At 56.1% G+C, this 18,439-nt stretch carries 15 protein-coding genes (1 of these 15 cut by a window edge); 5 read left to right on the top strand and 10 right to left on the bottom strand.

From position 1 onward, the window contains the following. Position 1: 1 nt before the first annotated feature. From LG297_RS12865 to LG297_RS12855, 3 genes are all read right to left on the bottom strand, one after another. Positions 2-1,162: an AI-2E family transporter gene (locus tag LG297_RS12865; RefSeq protein WP_404420832.1), complete on the bottom strand. Its 1,161-nt coding sequence runs from the start codon at positions 1,160-1,162 to the stop codon at positions 2-4. A gap of 103 nt (positions 1,163-1,265) precedes the next feature. Next, on the bottom strand, positions 1,266-1,778 hold the full coding sequence (locus tag LG297_RS12860) for a hypothetical protein (RefSeq protein ID WP_404420830.1): 513 nt from the start codon (positions 1,776-1,778) through the stop codon (positions 1,266-1,268). 94 nt (positions 1,779-1,872) lie between these two features. Then, positions 1,873-2,544, bottom strand: a complete 672-nt coding sequence (locus LG297_RS12855) for a response regulator (RefSeq protein WP_404420828.1) — start codon at positions 2,542-2,544, stop codon at positions 1,873-1,875. Positions 2,545-2,963: 419 nt separating this feature from the next. Between LG297_RS12855 and pepN the strand changes: the two genes are divergently transcribed. After that, the gene (gene pepN, locus LG297_RS12850) at positions 2,964-5,591 is read left to right on the top strand and encodes an aminopeptidase N (protein ID WP_404420826.1); all 2,628 of its coding nucleotides are present in this window, start codon (positions 2,964-2,966) and stop codon (positions 5,589-5,591) included. Positions 5,592-5,688: 97 nt separating this feature from the next. Here pepN and LG297_RS12845 read toward each other — a convergent pair whose 3' ends face one another. From LG297_RS12845 to LG297_RS12825, 5 genes are all read right to left on the bottom strand, one after another. Further along, entirely contained in the window at positions 5,689-7,122 is a 1,434-nt protein-coding gene (locus LG297_RS12845; protein ID WP_404420824.1) for an FAD-binding oxidoreductase, read from the bottom strand. Between the two features lie 23 nt (positions 7,123-7,145). Next, a complete protein-coding gene (dapA, locus tag LG297_RS12840; RefSeq protein ID WP_404420822.1) occupies positions 7,146-8,045 on the bottom strand; it encodes a 4-hydroxy-tetrahydrodipicolinate synthase in 900 nt (299 codons plus the stop codon). A gap of 30 nt (positions 8,046-8,075) precedes the next feature. Continuing rightward, positions 8,076-9,380: a TRAP transporter large permease gene (locus LG297_RS12835; protein WP_404420820.1), complete on the bottom strand. Its 1,305-nt coding sequence runs from the start codon at positions 9,378-9,380 to the stop codon at positions 8,076-8,078. 8 nt (positions 9,381-9,388) lie between these two features. Then, on the bottom strand, positions 9,389-9,907 hold the full coding sequence (locus LG297_RS12830) for a TRAP transporter small permease (protein ID WP_404420818.1): 519 nt from the start codon (positions 9,905-9,907) through the stop codon (positions 9,389-9,391). A 131-nt stretch (positions 9,908-10,038) separates the two neighbouring features. Then, positions 10,039-11,073 (bottom strand): TRAP transporter substrate-binding protein, encoded by a 1,035-nt coding sequence (locus LG297_RS12825; RefSeq protein WP_404420816.1) that lies wholly within the window; start codon positions 11,071-11,073, stop codon positions 10,039-10,041. Positions 11,074-11,485: 412 nt separating this feature from the next. On the opposite strand from LG297_RS12825, the gene LG297_RS12820 reads away from it, so the two are divergent. Together LG297_RS12820 and LG297_RS12815 are read left to right on the top strand one after the other, a co-directional pair. Further along, the gene (locus LG297_RS12820; protein ID WP_404420814.1) at positions 11,486-12,103 is read left to right on the top strand and encodes a helix-turn-helix domain-containing protein; all 618 of its coding nucleotides are present in this window, start codon (positions 11,486-11,488) and stop codon (positions 12,101-12,103) included. A 4-nt stretch (positions 12,104-12,107) separates the two neighbouring features. Continuing rightward, positions 12,108-13,259 (top strand): alpha-hydroxy acid oxidase, encoded by a 1,152-nt coding sequence (locus LG297_RS12815; RefSeq protein WP_404420812.1) that lies wholly within the window; start codon positions 12,108-12,110, stop codon positions 13,257-13,259. 69 nt (positions 13,260-13,328) lie between these two features. On the opposite strand, the gene LG297_RS12810 is transcribed toward LG297_RS12815, so the two are convergent. Further along, positions 13,329-15,641 carry a methyl-accepting chemotaxis protein gene (locus LG297_RS12810; protein ID WP_404420810.1) on the bottom strand — a complete coding sequence of 771 codons (2,313 nt, stop codon included), beginning with the start codon at positions 15,639-15,641 and terminating at the stop codon, positions 13,329-13,331. Positions 15,642-16,347: 706 nt separating this feature from the next. Here LG297_RS12810 and LG297_RS12805 point away from each other — a divergent pair. Next, a complete protein-coding gene (locus LG297_RS12805; protein ID WP_404420808.1) occupies positions 16,348-17,433 on the top strand; it encodes an SPOR domain-containing protein in 1,086 nt (361 codons plus the stop codon). A gap of 221 nt (positions 17,434-17,654) precedes the next feature. Beyond that, positions 17,655-18,305 carry a uracil phosphoribosyltransferase gene (gene upp / locus LG297_RS12800; protein ID WP_062951457.1) on the top strand — a complete coding sequence of 217 codons (651 nt, stop codon included), beginning with the start codon at positions 17,655-17,657 and terminating at the stop codon, positions 18,303-18,305. 83 nt (positions 18,306-18,388) lie between these two features. Here upp and LG297_RS12795 read toward each other — a convergent pair whose 3' ends face one another. Beyond that, positions 18,389-18,439: the end of a hypothetical protein gene (locus LG297_RS12795; RefSeq protein WP_404420806.1), read on the bottom strand. The gene runs 399 nt beyond the window's last position; only the last 51 of its 450 coding nucleotides appear in the window; its start codon lies beyond the right edge, outside the window — the gene reads right to left on this strand; its stop codon occupies positions 18,389-18,391.

Genomic DNA, 18,439 nt, shown 5'->3' with positions numbered 1-18,439 from the left:
ATCAATTTGAATTATTGTTCGGCCCCAGCATTTCGCGCAGGCCTCCCAGACCTTCGACATGCTTGGCAAAGACGCTGGTGACGATCAGAAGCGGGACGGCGACCAGCACACCGATAAAGCCCCAGATCCAGCCCCAGAAGGCAATGGCAAGGATCACTGCGACGGCATTGATCCGAAGCCGGTTGCCGACAAGGGCCGGGGTGAGGAATTGTCCCTCGATCACGGTGCAGAACAGATAGATCGCGGGCGGCAAAAGGGCCGTCGCCGTGGTCGGCATCGATACCAGTGCGACCATGCCGACAATCCCGACACCGACAACAGCGCCGAGCATCGGCACGAAATTGAGAACGGCCGCGACAATGCCCCACAATACCGGATTGGGCATGCCGACAATGGCCAGCAGGGTGCCGATGATGACGCCAAGGCAGATATTGATCGCCGATATGGTCAGAAGGTATCGCGATACTTCGCGCTCGATATCGTGGGCAATGCGCAGTCCCTTGCGCCGGTCACCAAAGGTTGGCAGGGCACGGACCATTTTCTGATAGATCATGTCGCCCGATGACAAGATGAACAGCAACAGCACAAACATCAGCGCAATACCGGCAACGATTTCCGGGGCACCCTGTGCGGCCTGGCTGATCATGGTGGGTTCCTGCACGACGACCTTTTGCGTTTCGGCTTCGTCATCCTGATCGGTGGCTTCCTCGACCTTCTTTTGCACGTCGCGCAGTTTTTCAAGCGGCCCGCCAAGATCGGCAAGGCGCAGGCGCAACTGGCGTTCGATCCGGGGGGCGTCGTCGATCCATTTCGAGACCGGCTCGCTCAGTCCGTAAACCCCGGCGATCACCGATGTCGCCAGTGTCAGGACAACCGCAAGCGCGGTCAGGCTTTGCGGGATGCGATAGCGTGCCAGCGTGCGCACCACCGGCGAGAATACCAGTGCCAGCAAAAAGGCAAGGATCACCGGCAAAAGCAGGCTTTGAGCGACATAAAAACAGCCAAATGCCAGAATGACGAAGGTGCCGATGACCGATACGGTGCGCGCCCGGCGATAGGCGCGTGCGCGCGCACTTAGGGCGCGTTGTTCGGCTTCGTCGACATTATTCGCGGCACCATTTTCATTATCGATGTTGTCGGGGGCGACGGTGGGATCGGCCATGCAATTGCTCCGGAAGGCTGCCGGGCTGGATGCAATCGGCAGGAAGGTGACCTGCTTTTAACGCCGTGTGACAGGGCGATGTTCCGCCAGAGTCAGGACCAGATCAGCCCTGAAGGATGGCGGCGCGTTTTTCATCAAAGCGCGCGTTTTCTGCGGCAATGTTTTTTGTAAATTTTTCATAGGCCGTGTCGGCGCTGGCCTGAAGGCTGTCGCGGTTATCGCGCACCGCGTCGGCATTGTCTGCGCGTTCGGCCGTGTTCTGGAATTCCAGTTCGGCCTTTTCCAGTGAGCCGTGCAGTTCTTCAAGATGTGCGGTAATCGCCTGATCATGGGCGGCATTCAATGTTGCCAGTTCACGGCGCAGGTCATCGGATGGGTTGGCCGGTGCCGGTGCCGCGTTTCCATCATCGCCGTAACCGCGTGTCAGCGGATCGATCCCGGTATTGGCGCGCACATCTTCGGCGGCCTTGCGGATGGTCTCGCCAATCACATCGCCCAGAATTTTGGCCATGGCGGCGGTGGTTTCCGGGTTTTGTTGGGCAAAGGCCGGGGCGGGGGCGGTGACGACAAGAGATGCGGCAATCGCCACGGCAGACAGCGATAGGGATTTCTTCATGGTATGATCTCCTTTGCGTTGAGGAAGATCATCCGGCGCAATTACGGTGATAAATTGGTGGCGGTCTGGCGGGGATGTGACAGTTTATGACCCGTCAGGCGTCGATGGCCGGTTCCTGCAATTGCAGTTCGCGGGCCATGATGACGGCCTGGGTGCGACTATGGACCGAAAGTTTGCGCAGGATGGCGGAAACATGGGCCTTTACGGTGGCTTCGGTCACGTCAAGCTCGTAGGCGATCTGTTTGTTCAGTTTGCCTTCGGTCAGCATGTTGAGCACGCGCAATTGCTGTGGCGTCAATTGACCGATTTTTTCGGCAAGGCCGGTGGCCTCGTCATCGGCGGGGCCGTTTTCGATGGCATCGCGCGCCCAGTCGGGCATCCACATATCGCCATTCAGAACGGTGCGGATGGCAGTCCCGATCTGATCAACCGGCGCGGATTTCGGAACGAAGGCCGATGCGCCATATTCAATGGAGCGGCGGACAACCGGCAGTTCCTGACTGGCCGAGACAATGGAAACGGGAATGTCGGGCCAGGAAGCGCGCAGGGTGAACAGGCCGGTAAAACCGTTCATGCCGGGCATGTGCAGGTCCAGCAGGACAAGGTCGATATCGCCGCCATGGGCTTCGATCTGTTCGATGGCTTCAGACAAGCTTCCGGCCTCGTATAGCGTGACATTTTCCAATTCTGATGACAGGGCCTGTTTGAGTGCACCGCGTACAAGCGGATGATCGTCTGCGATCAGAATCTGGAAGCTGTCAGCCATTGGCGGTTTCCCCGGAAGTTATTTCCCCGAAAGGTCGCGATTATTCCATCCCGTTATCTGTTAACGGCGTCTCACGATAATATTAAGGTGAGGGGACGATAAACCGGGATGACATTGTTTGTCTGGTGTGGTGCGACCCTGATGCGTCCTTGCTGCTTTGGCAGAAAGGAGTGAGGGAAACCAAAGATCACTCTCGCCCCACGAAATGTGAAACTTCGGCCCCCCTCGCGCCACCACTGATGATTATGACGACTAAAATCGGGCTCGTAAACTCTGCATTTGTCGGAAAGTGAAATTTACCTTATCTGTTGGGTTAATGAACGAAATTCAGTTTTGAAGAACTGCGCCGCGCTGCAGCATTGGCGATTTTATACAATCACCGGCAAGGCCGCGCAGACCAAGGGAAAAAGGACTGTCTGATGTCTGATCAACCGCAAGTCATCCGCCGCGAAGATTACACCGCACCGGCCTTTCTGGTCGAGAAGGTCGAACTGGTATTCGAGCTTGATCGGGATGTTACAAATGTGAAATCGCGGCTGTTTGTGCATGCGAATCCTGTGCGCGGGACCGGCGGCGGGGACATGGTCCATCTTGACGGCGAAGACATGAAGCTGGTTTCGATTGCGGTTGATGATCGCAGGCTTGGCGTTGATGAATACAGTGTCGATCCATCGGGCTTAAGCTTTACCGCACCGGGCGAAACCTTTGTTGTTGATATCGAAACCCAGATATCGCCCGCGGCCAATACGCGGCTTGAGGGACTTTATGTATCGCAAAGCGCGTTCTGTACGCAGTGCGAGGCGGAAGGATTTCGCCGCATCACCTATTTCCCGGATCGCCCGGATGTGATGGCGACCTATAAGGTCACGATCCATGCCGACAAGGCGAGCTGCCCGGTTTTGTTATCCAACGGCAATCTGATCGATAGCGGTGATCTTGACGGCAACCGGCATTTCGCGGTGTGGGAAGATCCGTTCCCGAAGCCGAGCTACCTGTTTGCGCTGGTGGCGGGCGACCTTGCATGCGTTGAAGACAGCTTCAAGACCATGTCGGGGCGCGATGTTGCGCTGCGGATTTTTGTCGAGCATGGCAATGAAGACCGTTGCGATTACGCGATGGACAGTTTGAAACGGTCGATGAAGTGGGATGAGGAGGTTTATGGCCTCGAATACGATCTGGACCTGTTTAATATCGTCGCGGTTTCCGACTTCAATATGGGGGCGATGGAAAACAAGAGCCTGAATGTGTTTAACGCCAAATACATTCTGGCCAAGCCCGATACCGCGACTGATACGGATTATGAATTGATCGAATCGATTGTTGCGCACGAATATTTCCACAACTGGTCGGGCAACCGGGTGACGTGCCGGGACTGGTTCCAGTTATCCCTTAAAGAGGGGCTTACGGTTTTCCGCGATCAGGAATTTTCCGCCGATCAGCGATCCCGCCCGGTGCAGCGCATCAAGGATGTCGCACAGCTTCGTGCGCGCCAGTTCCCCGAGGATGGCGGGCCGTTGGCGCATCCCGTCCGCCCGGACAGCTATATGGAAATCAACAATTTCTATACCGCGACGGTCTATGAAAAGGGCGCGGAGTTGATCCGCATGATGCATACCCTTTTAGGCGCAGATGGCTATCGCAAGGGGATTGACCTTTATTTCGATCGCCACGACGGACAGGCCGTGACCTGCGATGATTTTGCCAGGGCGATGGAAGATGCCAATGATGTTGACCTGAGCCAGCTTAAAATCTGGTATTCGCAGGCCGGGACGCCAAGCCTTAGCTGGCGGGGCGAGCATGATGCAGACGCCAAGCAGTTCCGCCTGACGGTTGCGCAGAAAACCGCACCGACACCGGGCCAGCCCGACAAGGTGGCCCTTCATATGCCAATCGCGATTGGGCTTCTGGGCCGGGATGGCAAGGAGCTTGTTTCGCGCACCGTGCAACTGACCGAAGATGAACAGGAATTCGTGTTCGACAATATCGATCAGGTGCCGGTGGTTTCGTTCAATCGTGGTTTTTCCGCCCCTGTGAATATTGCGACCGAGCAGCCGCATGAAGAGCTTGTGTTCCTGATGGGGCATGACAGCGATGCGTTCAATCGTTGGGAAGCAGGGCAGAAATACGCGACCGCGCTGATGCTTTCGGCCATTGCCGAATTTGAAAAGAATGGTGGCGATGCCGATGCGGCATTGGGCGATGTGACCGAGTTTGTGGCGGCGATGCGGGCGACCCTGATCAATGATGATCTGGATAAAGCGTTTCGCGCCGATGCGCTTGTCCTGCCGGGGGAAGAATTCCTTTCCGAGCAGCGCAAACCGGCCAACCCGGAAGCGATCCATCAGGTGCGCAATGCGTTGCGCAAGCGGATCGGATCGGATTTGCGGGCCGAATTTGACAATGCCTATCACCAGAATGCGTCGAACGCGGCCTTTACCCCGGATGCGGAATCGGCCGGGCAGCGGGCATTGCGGGCAACCGCACTTTCCTATCTGGTGGCAAGCGGGGAGGGCGAATTTGCCGATCTCGCGGCCGAGCAATATCGCACGGCGGATAACATGACGGATCGGATGGCAGCCCTTTCGGTGCTGAACCATCTGGATCATCCGGGCCGGGCCGAAGCACTTGCCGATTTCGAGGCGCGCTTTGGCAAGGATACGGTGGTGATGGATAAATGGTTCGGCCTGCAGGCGATGTCATCGCGCGATGATACGCTGGCGCGTGTGATGGACCTTATGAGCCATCCGCTCTTTACCATGCGCAACCCGAACAAGGTGCGGTCGCTTATCGGTGCGTTTGCCATGGCCAATCCGCGCCATTTCCATGCGGCGGATGGCAGCGGATACGCGTTTTATACCGACCGCCTGATCGAGCTTGACGATATCAACCCGCAGGTCGCGGCACGGCTTTGTGCGCCGCTTGGCAAATGGGCGAAATATGACGAGGCGCGGGCCGATCTGATGAAGGAAGCGCTTGACCGTATCCTCGCCAAGCCGGACATTTCGCGTGATCTGTATGAAATCGCCAGCAAGTCGCGGGCGAATTAACAGACCTGTAAACCGGCATATAATGCAAAGAAGCGGCACATTATGTGCCGCTTCTTTCGTTTCAGGCAGATATATCTGTCTGATCGTGAAGAGCTGATCAGTTTGGTTTCAGGTTTCTGAACAACACACCCGGGTTCATCCGGTTTTCCGGATCAAGGCTTTTCTTGATGCTGATCATCAGTTCATAGCGCAACGGATCGCACAGGCGTTCGAGTTCATCGGTCAGCTTGCGGCCAACACCGTGTTCGGCGCTGAAGGTTCCGCCGAAGCTTGCCGCGATGTCGTGGACACAGCTTTGGACGTCATGTGTGACCTGATCCGGGTCGGAAAGCTGGTTCCAGTAATCGTGCGGGAACATCAGGATGTAATGCACATTGCCATCGCCCAGATGGTTGACCAGAAGCGGTGTTGCCATCGGGAATTTCTCGGCGGTGACTTCCTTGGCTTTGGCGATGAAGGCCGGGACCTTTGAGACGCGAACGGCAACATCGTGGACAAGACCCATGCCTTCGAGCTTGTTGGCCTCGGTCACGGAATGGCGCACATGCCAGATCTGTTTTGCCTGTTGGTCATTGCTGGCGATGAAGGCATCCAGAACCGATCCGTTTTCAAGGTTTTCCCCCAGAACGTCTTCGAACATGCCATTAAGATCAACCGCCGTATCGGTTGCGGTCAGCTCGATCATCAAAGACCAGTCGGGCACGGTGTCGAAGGGGACGGTGATCCGGTCAATGTGGCGGACCACGGCGTCGATTTCGGTGCCGGAAACCAGTTCGAAGGCTTCGATATAGGGACCGCATTTATCCTGAAACTCGGTAAACAGGCGGACGGCGGTTTCGGGGGAATCAACCGACACCCAGGCATGTGCGTCATTGGTGTTTTCCGGATGCAGGCGCAATGCTGCCCCGGTGACAATTCCAAGTGTGCCTTCGGCCCCGATGAACAGATGTTTCAGGTCATAGCCGGTGTTGTTTTTCTTGAGCCCTTCGAGGTCGCTTAGAATCCGGCCATCGGCCAGAACGACTTCGATGCCGCAGACGAGGTCACGCATCGGGCCATATTTGACAACGCCGGTGCCGCCGGCATTGGTCGAGATCAGGCCACCGATCTGGGCACTGCCTTCGCTGCCGAGATAGAGCGGGAACTGGCGTTTATAGGGTTTGCTCTTTTCATGAAGGTCGGCAAGGATGACCCCTGCATCGACGGTGACGATATTTGCCGCCGCGTCAAATTCGCGGATCTGTTTCATGCGTTGCAGGCTGATGACGATGCCCGGTTTGTCTTCGGGGAAGGGGCTTTCGGGAACGCCGCCGTAGCAGAGGCCAGTATTCCCCCCGAGGGGGAATACTGGCTGTCCTTCCTCGGCCGCCACTTTCATCGTCCGGGAGACCTCCTCGACATTGGCTGGAAGGGCAACGCACAGGGCTTTGCCTTTCCTGCGATCACGCCAATCTATCAGATAAGGGTGCATATCCTTTGGATCGGTGATCAAACCTTTATCGCCGAGGATTTGGTGGAGACGATCAATCATGGCAGGTCCTTGGAAAGAAGGGGTTAGGCTACTTTGGAAAGGGAAGCGGTATCAAAGGCGGATTTCAGCGCCTTGATCGTGATTTCCGACGGATCTTCAAGGGGTAGGCGCACACCACCAACCGGCTGTCCGGCCATTTCCATGTATTTTTTCAGGGGACCGGGGTTCGTTTCGCGGAAAATGGCGTCAATGGCACTGTCGAGCTGTTTCTGAAGGTTCAGCGCCTCGTGCAGTTTGCCGTTGCGGGCAAGGTTGAAAATCTCGATCCAGATTTTCGGATACACATTTGCCGATGCCAGAACACCGCCCTTGGCACCAAGGGTCACATGGGTGGCAAAGAGCGGTTCTTCACCGCTGAGAATGGCCATTTTATCACCGGCCAGTTTCATGGTCTTGATGAATTCCGGCATGTCATAGTTTGAACATTTCATGCCGATGATCGAACCGTCTTCGGCCATTGCCTGAATGGTTTCGGCCTTGGTTGAAACGGTAGTGCGGCGGGGGATTTCATAAAGCAGAACCGGGACGCCAACTTCGTTACGATAATTGGCAAAATATTCGCGCATGCCGTCCTGGGTGCCGGCCGCGTAATAGGGGGTCACGGTCATGACCCCGGCAGCCCCGGCTTGCGCGAAGTCCCTGCCGGCTTCGAGCGCATCCTGAAAACCGGTAGAAAGAACGCCGGGGATAACGGGGGCAGTTCCGGCGGCATCCACACAGGTTTTGACAATGTCCTTGCGTTCCTGACGTGACAGCGCGGGATATTCACCCGTACCGCCAATCGGAACGATGCCGGTTGCACCCGCAGCAAGCTGTCGGGTGACGAGATCGGCAAGAGCCTTGTGATCAACGGATTTGTCGCTGTTAAACGGTGTGACAATCGCGGTGTAAAGGCCGGTGATATCGTTTTGTGTAAGAGTCATATTCGTCTCGTGTCTTTTGGGTGGTGGCGATCAGTTCAGGAAACCGAACATGCGCGGCAGTGTCAGGGAGACAGCAGGCACGTAGGTTACGATCAACAGAACGACGATATTGGAAATCAGGAACGGGAAGCTTTTGCGGACAATCGCGGCAAGCGGTTGGCCGCTTATGGCCGAGCCAAGGTAAAGCCCCAGCCCGTAAGGCGGTGTCATGAGCCCGATCATCACGTTCACAACCATGATGACGCCAAACTGCACCGGGTCCACGCCCATCGCCGCCACAATCGGGGTGAAAAGCGGCGCAAACAGAAGAAGCTGAACGGAATCGCCGATCCAAAGACCGTTGATCAGGAAGAAAATGTTCAGGCACAGCAGCAGCATCCAGGGCTGCATATCAAGCGTTTCAACCAGCATGGTCAATTCTGACGGCACACGTTCGGTAGCCAGAATCCAGCTGATCACGCTGGCAAAACCAACGATCAGATAGACCGATGCCGATGTGCGGACCGCACGATCAAGAATGCCCCATATCTGTTTGAGCGACAGGGTGCGATAGGCGCAGATGCCGACCAGAATGGCGTAGGCAACGGCGATTGATGCGGCCTCGGTCGCGGTGAAGATGCCCGAAATGATCCCGCCGATGATGATCAGCGGCATGAACAGCGCCCAGAACGCGTTATAGAAAATTTTGAACGCGAGTGCGAGTGTCAGCGCCTTGATCGGGTTTGCCGGAAAGTTGTTTTTGCGTGCGATGAAATAGATCACGATGATCTGCGCAATTCCCATCATCGCGCCGGGCACGGCACCGCCAAGGAACAGGGCGGCAACCGATGTGTTGGTCAGGCTTGAGAAAATGATCAGCGGGATCGAGGGCGGAATGATTGGCCCCTGAATGGCCGAACTGACGGTGACGGCGGCGGCAAAGTCCGCACGGTATCCGTCCTTTTTCATCATGTCGATTTCGACAGGGCCAAGGGCGGAGATATCGGCCAGCGCCGAACCGGACACGCCGGAAAACATCATCGACCCGACAACGTTGACATAGGCCAGCCCGCCGCGCCAGCGACCGACTAGAAGGCGGGAGAATTGCACCAGCCGTTCTGTCATGCCCACCGATGTCATGATTTCACCGGCAATGATAAATAGCGGGATCGAAAGCCAGATAAACACATCCATCCCGGTGAAGAATTTGTGGGAATACATGTGCAGCATGTCGGTCATGCCGGGCTTGACGAAAAAATAGGAAAGGCCGGCAAAGCCAATCGCAAAGATCACAGGGCTGCCAAGGAACATCAGCAACAGCAGCAGACCGATCATGGTAAGAAGTGCGTAATCCATAATAACCCCTAGAGTTCGGCACGCAGAAGTGAGGCTTCCTGTTCGGTGTCGGGGCCTCTGAACAGGTCACGAATGGCAAGGACGACCATGTGGAACAGCATCAGGGCAGCACCAACCGGGACCGAGAGATAAATCCAGAACCATGACAGGTTCAGTGCCGCAGATGTGCGTCGCAGACCGAAGACGGCGGAATCAATTCCTTTGACCAGAAGAACGCCAAGCAGGAGTGCGAGGAGCAAACGGAAGAAGGCGTTGCGATAACCCAGCCAACTGCGCGGCCAGAAGCTGTCAAAGAAGTCGACACAGACGAGCTGTTCGTCACGAACAAGCAGGCTGCCGCCCAGCATCACCACCCAGACCATCAGGAAGCGTGCGGCTTCTTCGGGCCACGGCAGGGAGAAGTTAAAGCCAAATCGCAAAACGACCTGTACGAACAGGATGACCGCGACAGATGCGAGCATCAGTCGGGCGGCGATAGAGGTTACACGGGCGACAGTCGATGAGAGTTTATCGAGGGTCTGAAGCATGAGGGGTCCTCTCTCGGATCGTGTTTGGAAGAGAAACACGGATCGCGGAACGTCGTGCGAAAGCGGACGCAATTCGCACAACAGGCAGAAACGCAAAAGACCCGGCTGAAAAACAGCCGGGTTCTGAGATATTATTTCTGTGCTTCTTTAACAGCGGCTTCGAGTTCGTCGATCAGTTCGGCACCAACCTTTTCTTCCATGAAAGCGCGGATCGGTTTTTTGGTGGCGTCGACGAATTTCTGGAATTCTTCCGGGGTTGGCTGATAGATCTCGACGCCAGCGTCACGAATGACCTTGAGGTCCTGTGATTCCTTGGCCGCGATAATGCCGAGCATCGCAAAGGTCGCCTTGGCGGCTGCGTTGTCAAAGATGGCTTTGTCTTCGGCGCTCAGCCCCTGATAGAAGTCATCATTAATGGTGATGAGCGGCATGTTGATCAGGTGGTGATCAAGCGTGTAGTACTTCTGAACTTCTTGCAGATTGGTCAGAAGCATGGTGTAGGGCGCGTTTTCCTGGCCATCGACCACGCCGGTCTGCAAGGCGCTGTAAAGTTCGGCCCATGCAATCGGGGTCGGGGATGCGCCAAGGGCCTTGACCATTTCCATATGCAGCGGGACGGTCTGGGTCCGGATTTTCAGGCCCTTCATGTCTTCGGGGGTGCGGACCGGGCGGACCGAGTTCGAGAAGTTGCGGAACGCGCCGGTCAGATAGCTGAGCACGCGCACGCCGCTGCCTTCGGCAATCATGTCGGAGAGTTTTTTACCAAACGGACCCTCGTTCAGCACCTTGCGCGCGACTTCGGTGGTCGGGAAGGTATAGGGCATTTCAAGGATCTGTGCGGGCGGGTAGTATGCGGCAAGGTGGCCGGCATTCAGGCCGCCAACCATGTCAACCAGACCGATGGAGTTCTGTTCGGCAAGGGATTCAAGGTCCCCAAGCTGGCCGTTTGGATAAACTTCGAGCTTGTAACGCCCGCCCGACTGGGTCTGAAGGACGTTGTCAAAAACCTCGGTAAAGGTCCAGTACGGGTTATCGAGAAGGTCGCCTTCGCCATCGACATGGGCAAATTTGACGATCGTTTGAGCATGCGCAGATATGGAAAATAATGCACTCAGGCCAACGGTGGCGGCGAGGGTGACATGCCGAAGCTTTCGAGTGATGTTCATATTTTCTCCTTATACCGGGCAGCGCACAGAGCAATGGTGCTTTGATGTCGGCCTGGTATTTCCCTGATAAATTTTCAGACACTTGCGTTTGGTTGAGTTTCTTATTGGCCGCAAAGTCGGTTTGGTGCCGGACGCATCGCGAAAGGTTGTGCTGCGAAGATTGGGCGAGATGTTTTCGCAAGGTTCGAAACGCATCCGGTGAATTCAGAATATATCCGATACAATCGAAGTCAATAGAATACGATAAAAAATTTCCTATAGTATATTTTTTGTCAAATATGGCATATTTTCCGATATGGTATATGCTACTGATGCTGTAAAAAGCGGAGGGGGTGTTCAGGCTTCGGTTGTTCAAAAGACAGCTGCGTCTGGCACGAAAAGGCATTGATTATGAAAAAGGGAATATCGAGGCATGAACGTCGATCTGGAAGATTTCCAGTCCAATCGCCGACAAACGAGTTCATCGGGTGACCGGCCTGATGCGTTTGGTCCGCGATTGCATCAATTGCGCAAGGCGCGCAACTGGACATTACAGGATGCCAGCAAGGCTTCGGGGATTTCGGCATCCGCTTTTTCAAAGATTGAACGTAGTGAACTGTCACCGACCATCTCGACGATCCAGCGGATCGCGAGGGGCTTTGATATGGATGTCATCAGCCTTCTGGCTGATCCGGATGAACAGCCATCCCTGTTGGGGCGTCGAAGTGTTACGCGGGCGAACGAGGGTAAACCGCACCTTTCTGGAAGCTGCGATAACAAGCTTTTGTGTTCGGATCTGAAAAACAAGCGCATGACGCCGATAAAAACCCGCGTCGTTGCCAGGGATGTCGAGGAATACGATGTCTGGCCGAAAACGGACGCCGAGATTTTCATGACCGTCCTGAGCGGTACTGTCATTGTGCATAGCAAGATATACGAACCGCTGGAGCTGAATGAGGGCGATTCGATGTATTACGACGCAAGTGCTGAGCATGTCTGGACCCGGAGCGGCCCGGAAGAGGCGATTGTCCTGTGGGTTCTGACGAGTTGATCGCATGGCAGCAGGGCTATTGAATGGCGACGATTATCGTGCGGTAGCACGCAAATGGCTTCCAAAGGGGCTGTTTGAATATATTGATCGCGGGACCGAGGCCGAACTGGCCATGGCCGATATCCGCCAATCGCTTGATCGCATTAAATTGCAGCAGGCTGTTCTGGCGGGGCATGACAATGTGGATCTGTCGGTTTCGCTGTTTGATCGCCGATATTCCTGTCCGCTGATCATTGCGCCGACGGCTTTGGCCGGGCTGGTGTGCCATAACGGGGAGGCAAAGCTTGCGCGGGTGGCGGGAAAGTTCGGCATACCGTTTTGTGTTTCGACCCAGTCCGTGATGACGATCGAAGACATTCGAAAAGGGGCGCCCGATGCGGAATTGTGGCTTCAGCTTTATGTCTGGCAGAACCGGGCCTTGACGTGGAATTTGCTGGAACGTGCACGGGGCTGCGGTGCCGAAACGCTGGTTGTGACGGTCGATACACCGCAAGGACCCAAGCGCGACTATAACCAGCGTAACGGATTTGCCATACCGTTCATCCCGACCGTGCGCGGCATTTCGGATGTTCTGCGTCATCCGGGCTGGTTATGTTCGGTCATGTTGCGGTATCTGATGACGACGGGTATGCCGAATTATGCGCATTACCCGCGTGAATACAGAACGGCAATTACCCGCCAAACGGTTGCGGATGATGTCAAAATCGAAAAGACCCTGAGCTGGGATGATATCGCCGAAATCCGGGATCGCTGGCGCGGGCGGCTTATCCTTAAGGGGATATTGTCGATTGGCGATGCGGCGCACGCCGCCCAAATCGGTGCGGATGGTATTGTGGTGTCCGCACATGGAGGGCGGAACTTTGACCTTGCGCCTGCGCCAGCGACGGTCTTGCCGGCAATTGCCGCGACGGTCGGAGGAAAGCTTGAAATTATGGCCGATAGCGGGGTTCGTCGCGGAAGCGATGTTCTTAAATACCTTGCGTTGGGGAGCTGTTCGGTTCTGATTGGCCGGTTGCCGCTTTATGGCCTTGCCGCCGGGGGAGAGCAGGGTGCCAAGGACGTTCTTGCGATGCTTCTCGATGAAATGCGAAGCAATATGATCTTTGCCGGTATTGGCCGGGTGGATGAGGTCAATGGGAATGCAATTGCCCGATGATGGCAAATGAAAAGGCGGCACGTGATGTGCCGCCTTTTTGTGTCGTGGCCTGTTTGAGGCAGGCGTTGATCAGGTCAGTTTCATCCGTTCGCTAAATTCCTTCATGCGGTCGGAAAGATTGCGCGCCATGTCGGAAAGTTCGCGGCTGGCGGTGTTGAGGTCATGGGCAGAGCGGCCCGTGCTTTGGGCACCGTCATTGACGAACCGGATCATCTGATCCATCGATCCGGCGCCTGATGCAATGCGCTGCACGTTTTCCGAAATCTCGCTGGTCGCACGGCGCTGTTCATCCACCGAATGGGTGATGGTCGACTGGATGTCGTTGACCTGATGAATAACGTCGCCCACCGTGCTGATGGAATGGGCGGCTTTCTGGACTTCCTGCTGGATCGCGGTGGTCAGATCGCCGATCTGGCCGGTGGCATTTGCGGTCTGATCGGCAAGTGATTTGACCTCGTTTGCCACCACGGCAAAGCCACGCCCCAGTTCGCCCGCACGTTCGGCTTCGATGGTCGCATTGAGCGACAGAAGCTTGGTGCGATGCGCGATATCGTTGATCAGATCAATGATCGATCCGATTTCCGAGCTTGCCTTTTCAAGGGATACGATATTGCGCTGGCTTTCTTCGGCCTCGGTGCGTGCCCGGTTGGTCACGTCTGCGGCCTCGGATGCCTGACGGTTGATTTCGGCAATCGAGGATGAAAGTTCCTCGACCGCGGTGGCGACGTTCTGGGTGTTGCTTGCCGCCTCGCGCGAGACGTCAAGCGCGCTGCCCGACTGATCGACCGTGTTTTCCGACTGGCCGGTCAGATCACGGGCAAGGCCAAGAAGCCCCTCGGACTGTTCGGTGACCGATTGCGCCACGCGGGCGACCTCGGCCATCATTTCGGTAACCGCGATGCGGCTTTCCTCGCGTTCGGTCACCACATTCCAGGCCAGCATGGTGCCCAGAAGGACATTGTCCTTGTCGCGCACCGGGGCAGCCAGCAGTTCAAGGTGATCGCGTTCGGTCTGGACGACTTCGGTAAAGGGCAGGTTGTCCGGATTGGAAAGGCGTTTCTGGAATTCCGGACCGACTTTCAGGAAATCACCCGAAACCGATGTTGCATCCCCGCCGACATAGGATTGCGCACTGGCATTGAGATATGTCAGGTCGCCTTCCGGCGTGATCAGGGCGGTCATGGTCGGGGTGTTTTCGACCATGTTTTGCAGGATCATGGCCTGGCGCACGGCTTCGCGCAGGCCGACGAGTGCCTTTCGCATTTCGCCGATTTCATCGGACCCGACGCGGGGCAGGCGAACGCTTGTATCCCCGTTCGAGATCGATGTCATCGCACTGGCAAAGGCGCGCAGATTGCGAAATACCGTGGTTCTGAGCAATATCCAGCCCGCAATCCAGCCAACCAGAAGGACGGCGACCAGAATTTCGATCGACAGGGTGCGAAGATCGTCGGTCTGGGAATAGAACCCGGTAATATCACGGTCAAATGTTGCCGTGGCCCAGACACCGCCCCGACCGTCTTCAACCGAAATATCGACGGTGGCACGGTGGGTGTCACCCGCCGGTTCTGCTGCATCTGTCTCTGTCTGTGCCTCTGTCAGGGTGGTGACAGGGGCATCGCTATCGGTGGTTTCGGCCCCGGCTTCCACGGCTTCGCCGCCCTCAGAAGCTTCACCGTTTTCAAGGCTTTCAAACAGGACAGTGCCGTCGCTGCCAAGAATACGGAAATTGCCACCGAGAACCTTGCCGATCCCGGCCAGGGTCGGCAGCGGATCGGTGATTACCTCCATAAAGCCGACGGCACGAAAACCGCCGACCGGAACGATGGTGCTGAAAACCGGTCTGCCGGTTGGGGTTGCCCACATATAGGTCACCGGTTTGCGGGCATCGGCCTTGTCGCGTGTTTTAAGGTATTCCAGCACCGCCGGATCGTCGGTCACGCTTGATCCCAGATTGGCATCCGAAGTTGCCAACGGGGTGAATTCGGTATCGTAGGCGATGGTTTCGACCAGAACCAGTTCGCCCTGAACGACCTGGCTGGCATTGGAAAGAATATTAAGCTCCGCCTTCATGCGGGCCTGATCGCTATCCTGAAAACTTTTGACCAGACTGCCAAGGCGCGACCATTCATTGGCGATGGGCGTGACCCTGTTGCCGTAATCCTGTGCCACGCGCGAACTGACAAAGAAATTGACTGTGCCGCCGACAGAATTGTTCAGCGTATCAACGGCAAAGTTTCGATAGGTATCACCGGTCCACAGCAACATCCATGTGACTGCACCCGATAGAAGCAAACCTGTTACGAGCAGAATACGCCGTAACGTCAGGAGGCCCGTAGCACCCCCTGCAATAGCCGTCTTTGCGGCTTTGTCTCCCGTCATTCATTACACTCCAGAGCCAGTTTTTTATGGTTCTTTTGGTGCTTCGTTCCCAGTCTACCTCTTAAGGGGTAATTGCATTGATCCAAACAGAGCTTGGGGCCAAACACAATAGGCCTGTTGCCTGCCGGGCCATGTTTTTGCGCCGTATATAGTATTTTATATGTACATGACCGAGGCCCCTTAACCCGCTTTGAGGATATGAAAAATCCCGGAAAATCGAACGGCTATTGAAAAAACACAAAAAAATATGCGAACGCGTGTGATAATCGTTTGCAATTACATTTTTGATGCTCTATGACTGTGTTTGTCAAATGCAGACGGCAATGTCGTTTGCGACGGGTCATCAGGCTCACATGGCGTACCTGATGGCCACTGTTCTTCGGGACTCTCTCTCCCCGAAGGTCGATCTCTCTCACTCGAGGGGGCTGGTATCCGGAAATTGTGCGGGACAATTCCGGGCTATATACCAGCCTCCCTTTTTTTGTCCTGCATCCTGGCCGTGCGACAGGCGTTGCCGGGAAATCGCCAAAGTTTCATGTCAGCAAGTCAGGCAACATCCCGGAACGTGCAAAACGTGCCAAAACGTTCCTGGCAGGCTTTAGCGTTTTATAAACCGCCTTTACCCTAAAAGAATCAGGCATCCTCGCGACGTACTGCGAGGGAAATCGGCATTACAGACACTCAGTCGTAAAGGACCGGCAGAAAAATGGCTGGCGAAGACGAACACAAGCGCCCCGAATTGCGGGCAGAACCGGACGCGGAACCGCAAAAGGATGCGCCGTTACCGGCATTTATCTATGGCCGGAACGGACATGGAGAGGATGGTGGACGTCAACGACAGACACAATATGGGCGGATAGCAGAAATGGATCGCAAAACCTTACTGGGTCTCGCAACCGGTGCCGGCATGCTCGGTCTGGTCTTGTTCTTTGTCGGCATGCTTGTCGGCGCAGGGCTGTTCATGGACCCTGATGAAAAAATGGCTGCGACTGACGAGGCGGCCGGGCAGGCGGAAATCTTGGCGACCCTGCCGGAAGAACCGGCAAGCCCGACGGAATTGCCCGAGGCCGGGACAAACGGCGCCATACCGGGCGGTGCATCGGGCACGGCAACATCGTCTGCCCCGGCAGCCCCGGCAACGGCGGAAACCGATGACCCGGTTGGCGATCTGATTGCCGAACGCAGTGCGGAGCTTGAAGGCGAAGATGCTGCGGAGGCATCCGGGGAGGCTGGCGATACCGAAAATACGCCGACCGGTTCTGATGGGGGCTCCGCTGCTCCCGCCGCCCCGGAAATGAGCGACGCCGAAAAGGCAGCCGCCCGTGCGGATCAGGCCGAAAATGCCCCGCGCAGGCTTCAGGCACCGGAAATCAAATCATCCGATGCCGGCGCAGAGACAAATGAAGATGCAGATGCGACGCCGCCTGCGCCCGATGCACCAGACGCGCCTGCGGCCCCGGCCGAAACCGCAGCCGTTCCGGAAAATTCGGAACCGGCCGCAACGACAAACCCGGAAACCTCTTCGGGGGCGACAACGCCGTTTTCGGTTCAGGTCGGTGCTTTCAAGGTGCATGAAAATGCCAGCCAGCGGGCCGAGGAACTGCGCAAGCTTGGCCTTGAGGTTGCGGTTGTTGCCCGTGGCCCCGAAGGCGATGCCGCCTGGTATTATGTCCGTGTCGGAAAATATGCGACGATGCGTGAAGCACGCGACAAGGCAAGTGCGGTCAAAAAGGACCAGAACCTTGAAGGGTTCCCGGTTCGCGCCGAACCCAATGACCGCGAAGTGGACTGACACATATATATAGTGTCGATCAATATGATACCGGGGCCGGTGCAGATGCTGCACCGGCCCTTTCTGTTTTCTGATGAACGGGTTTGTTTTTGCGCTTTCTTTGCGGCATTCTACTTGCCATCACAGGGCAAAGGCTTTAGGCGGTACGCCAAGAGTTTTTCGGAAAGCAAAGCCGCACAGCCACGCGGGCCGCTTTGCACATCAGGATGGTTGGCAGAAACATGACCACGCAAAACGATTTTCCCAATCTTCATATTCTCGATCACCCGCTGATCCAGCACAAACTGACGCATATGCGCAAGGTCGATACCTCGACCAAAACCTTCCGCCAGTTGCTGAAGGAAATTGCGCTGCTGATGGGCTATGAGATCACCCGCGAATTGCCGGTCAGCTATGAGGATATCGTCACCCCGATCTGCCCGATGAAGGCACCGATGATCCAGGGCCGCAAACTTGCCGTCGTGCCGATCCTGCGTGCCGGTCTTGGCATGGCCGATGGTCTGATCGAACTGATGCCCTCGGCCCGTATCGGTCATATCGGCCTTTATCGTGATCCGGAAACCCACATGCCGGTCGAATATCTGGTGAAGCTGCCCGAGGTCGAAGGCCGGACCTTCATTCTGGTCGATCCGATGCTGGCAACCGGGAATTCGGCGGTGGCGGCGATCGATACGCTGAACAAATACGGTGTGAAGGACGAAGACATTCGGTTCATGGCGCTGGTGGCGGCCCCGGAAGGGGTCAAGGTTTTCCATGACGCGCACCCGAATGTGCCGGTCTATACGGCGGGTCTTGACGAGAAGCTTAATGAAAAGGCCTATATCGTGCCGGGTCTTGGTGATGCAGGCGACCGTCTGTTTGGCACCCGCTAATTCATCTTGCGGTACCAAAATGCGAAAGGGCGCCGTCGGGCGCCCTTTTTGTTTGGTTTTTTTCAGGTCAGGTCAGGCTGCAATCAGCCTTTGGGCGATACCGTGATATCCACCGTCGATCCGGCAAACGATCC

Source organism: Thalassospira australica (genome assembly GCF_044790785.1).
GTDB lineage: Bacteria > Pseudomonadota > Alphaproteobacteria > Rhodospirillales > Thalassospiraceae > Thalassospira > Thalassospira australica_A.
Note: the sequence above shows the minus strand (reverse complement) of the source record. Positions and strands in the feature narration are given on the sequence as shown.

What these genes read in the sequence shown, in the direction of transcription:
- LG297_RS12820 (WP_404420814.1), top strand. Translation starts at nt 11,486, where the DNA reads ATGAACGTCGATCTGGAAGATTTCCAGTCCAATCGCCGACAAACGAGT.
- LG297_RS12835 (WP_404420820.1), bottom strand. Translation starts at nt 9,380, where the DNA reads ATGGATTACGCACTTCTTACCATGATCGGTCTGCTGCTGTTGCTGATG.
- LG297_RS12815 (WP_404420812.1), top strand. Translation starts at nt 12,108, where the DNA reads ATGGCAGCAGGGCTATTGAATGGCGACGATTATCGTGCGGTAGCACGC.
- LG297_RS12830 (WP_404420818.1), bottom strand. Translation starts at nt 9,907, where the DNA reads ATGCTTCAGACCCTCGATAAACTCTCATCGACTGTCGCCCGTGTAACC.
- LG297_RS12845 (WP_404420824.1), bottom strand. Translation starts at nt 7,122, where the DNA reads ATGATTGATCGTCTCCACCAAATCCTCGGCGATAAAGGTTTGATCACC.
- dapA (WP_404420822.1), bottom strand. Translation starts at nt 8,045, where the DNA reads ATGACTCTTACACAAAACGATATCACCGGCCTTTACACCGCGATTGTC.
- LG297_RS12825 (WP_404420816.1), bottom strand. Translation starts at nt 11,073, where the DNA reads ATGAACATCACTCGAAAGCTTCGGCATGTCACCCTCGCCGCCACCGTT.
- upp (WP_062951457.1), top strand. Translation starts at nt 17,655, where the DNA reads ATGACCACGCAAAACGATTTTCCCAATCTTCATATTCTCGATCACCCG.
- LG297_RS12860 (WP_404420830.1), bottom strand. Translation starts at nt 1,778, where the DNA reads ATGAAGAAATCCCTATCGCTGTCTGCCGTGGCGATTGCCGCATCTCTT.
- pepN (WP_404420826.1), top strand. Translation starts at nt 2,964, where the DNA reads ATGTCTGATCAACCGCAAGTCATCCGCCGCGAAGATTACACCGCACCG.
- LG297_RS12865 (WP_404420832.1), bottom strand. Translation starts at nt 1,162, where the DNA reads ATGGCCGATCCCACCGTCGCCCCCGACAACATCGATAATGAAAATGGT.
- LG297_RS12805 (WP_404420808.1), top strand. Translation starts at nt 16,348, where the DNA reads ATGGCTGGCGAAGACGAACACAAGCGCCCCGAATTGCGGGCAGAACCG.
- LG297_RS12810 (WP_404420810.1), bottom strand. Translation starts at nt 15,641, where the DNA reads ATGACGGGAGACAAAGCCGCAAAGACGGCTATTGCAGGGGGTGCTACG.
- LG297_RS12855 (WP_404420828.1), bottom strand. Translation starts at nt 2,544, where the DNA reads ATGGCTGACAGCTTCCAGATTCTGATCGCAGACGATCATCCGCTTGTA.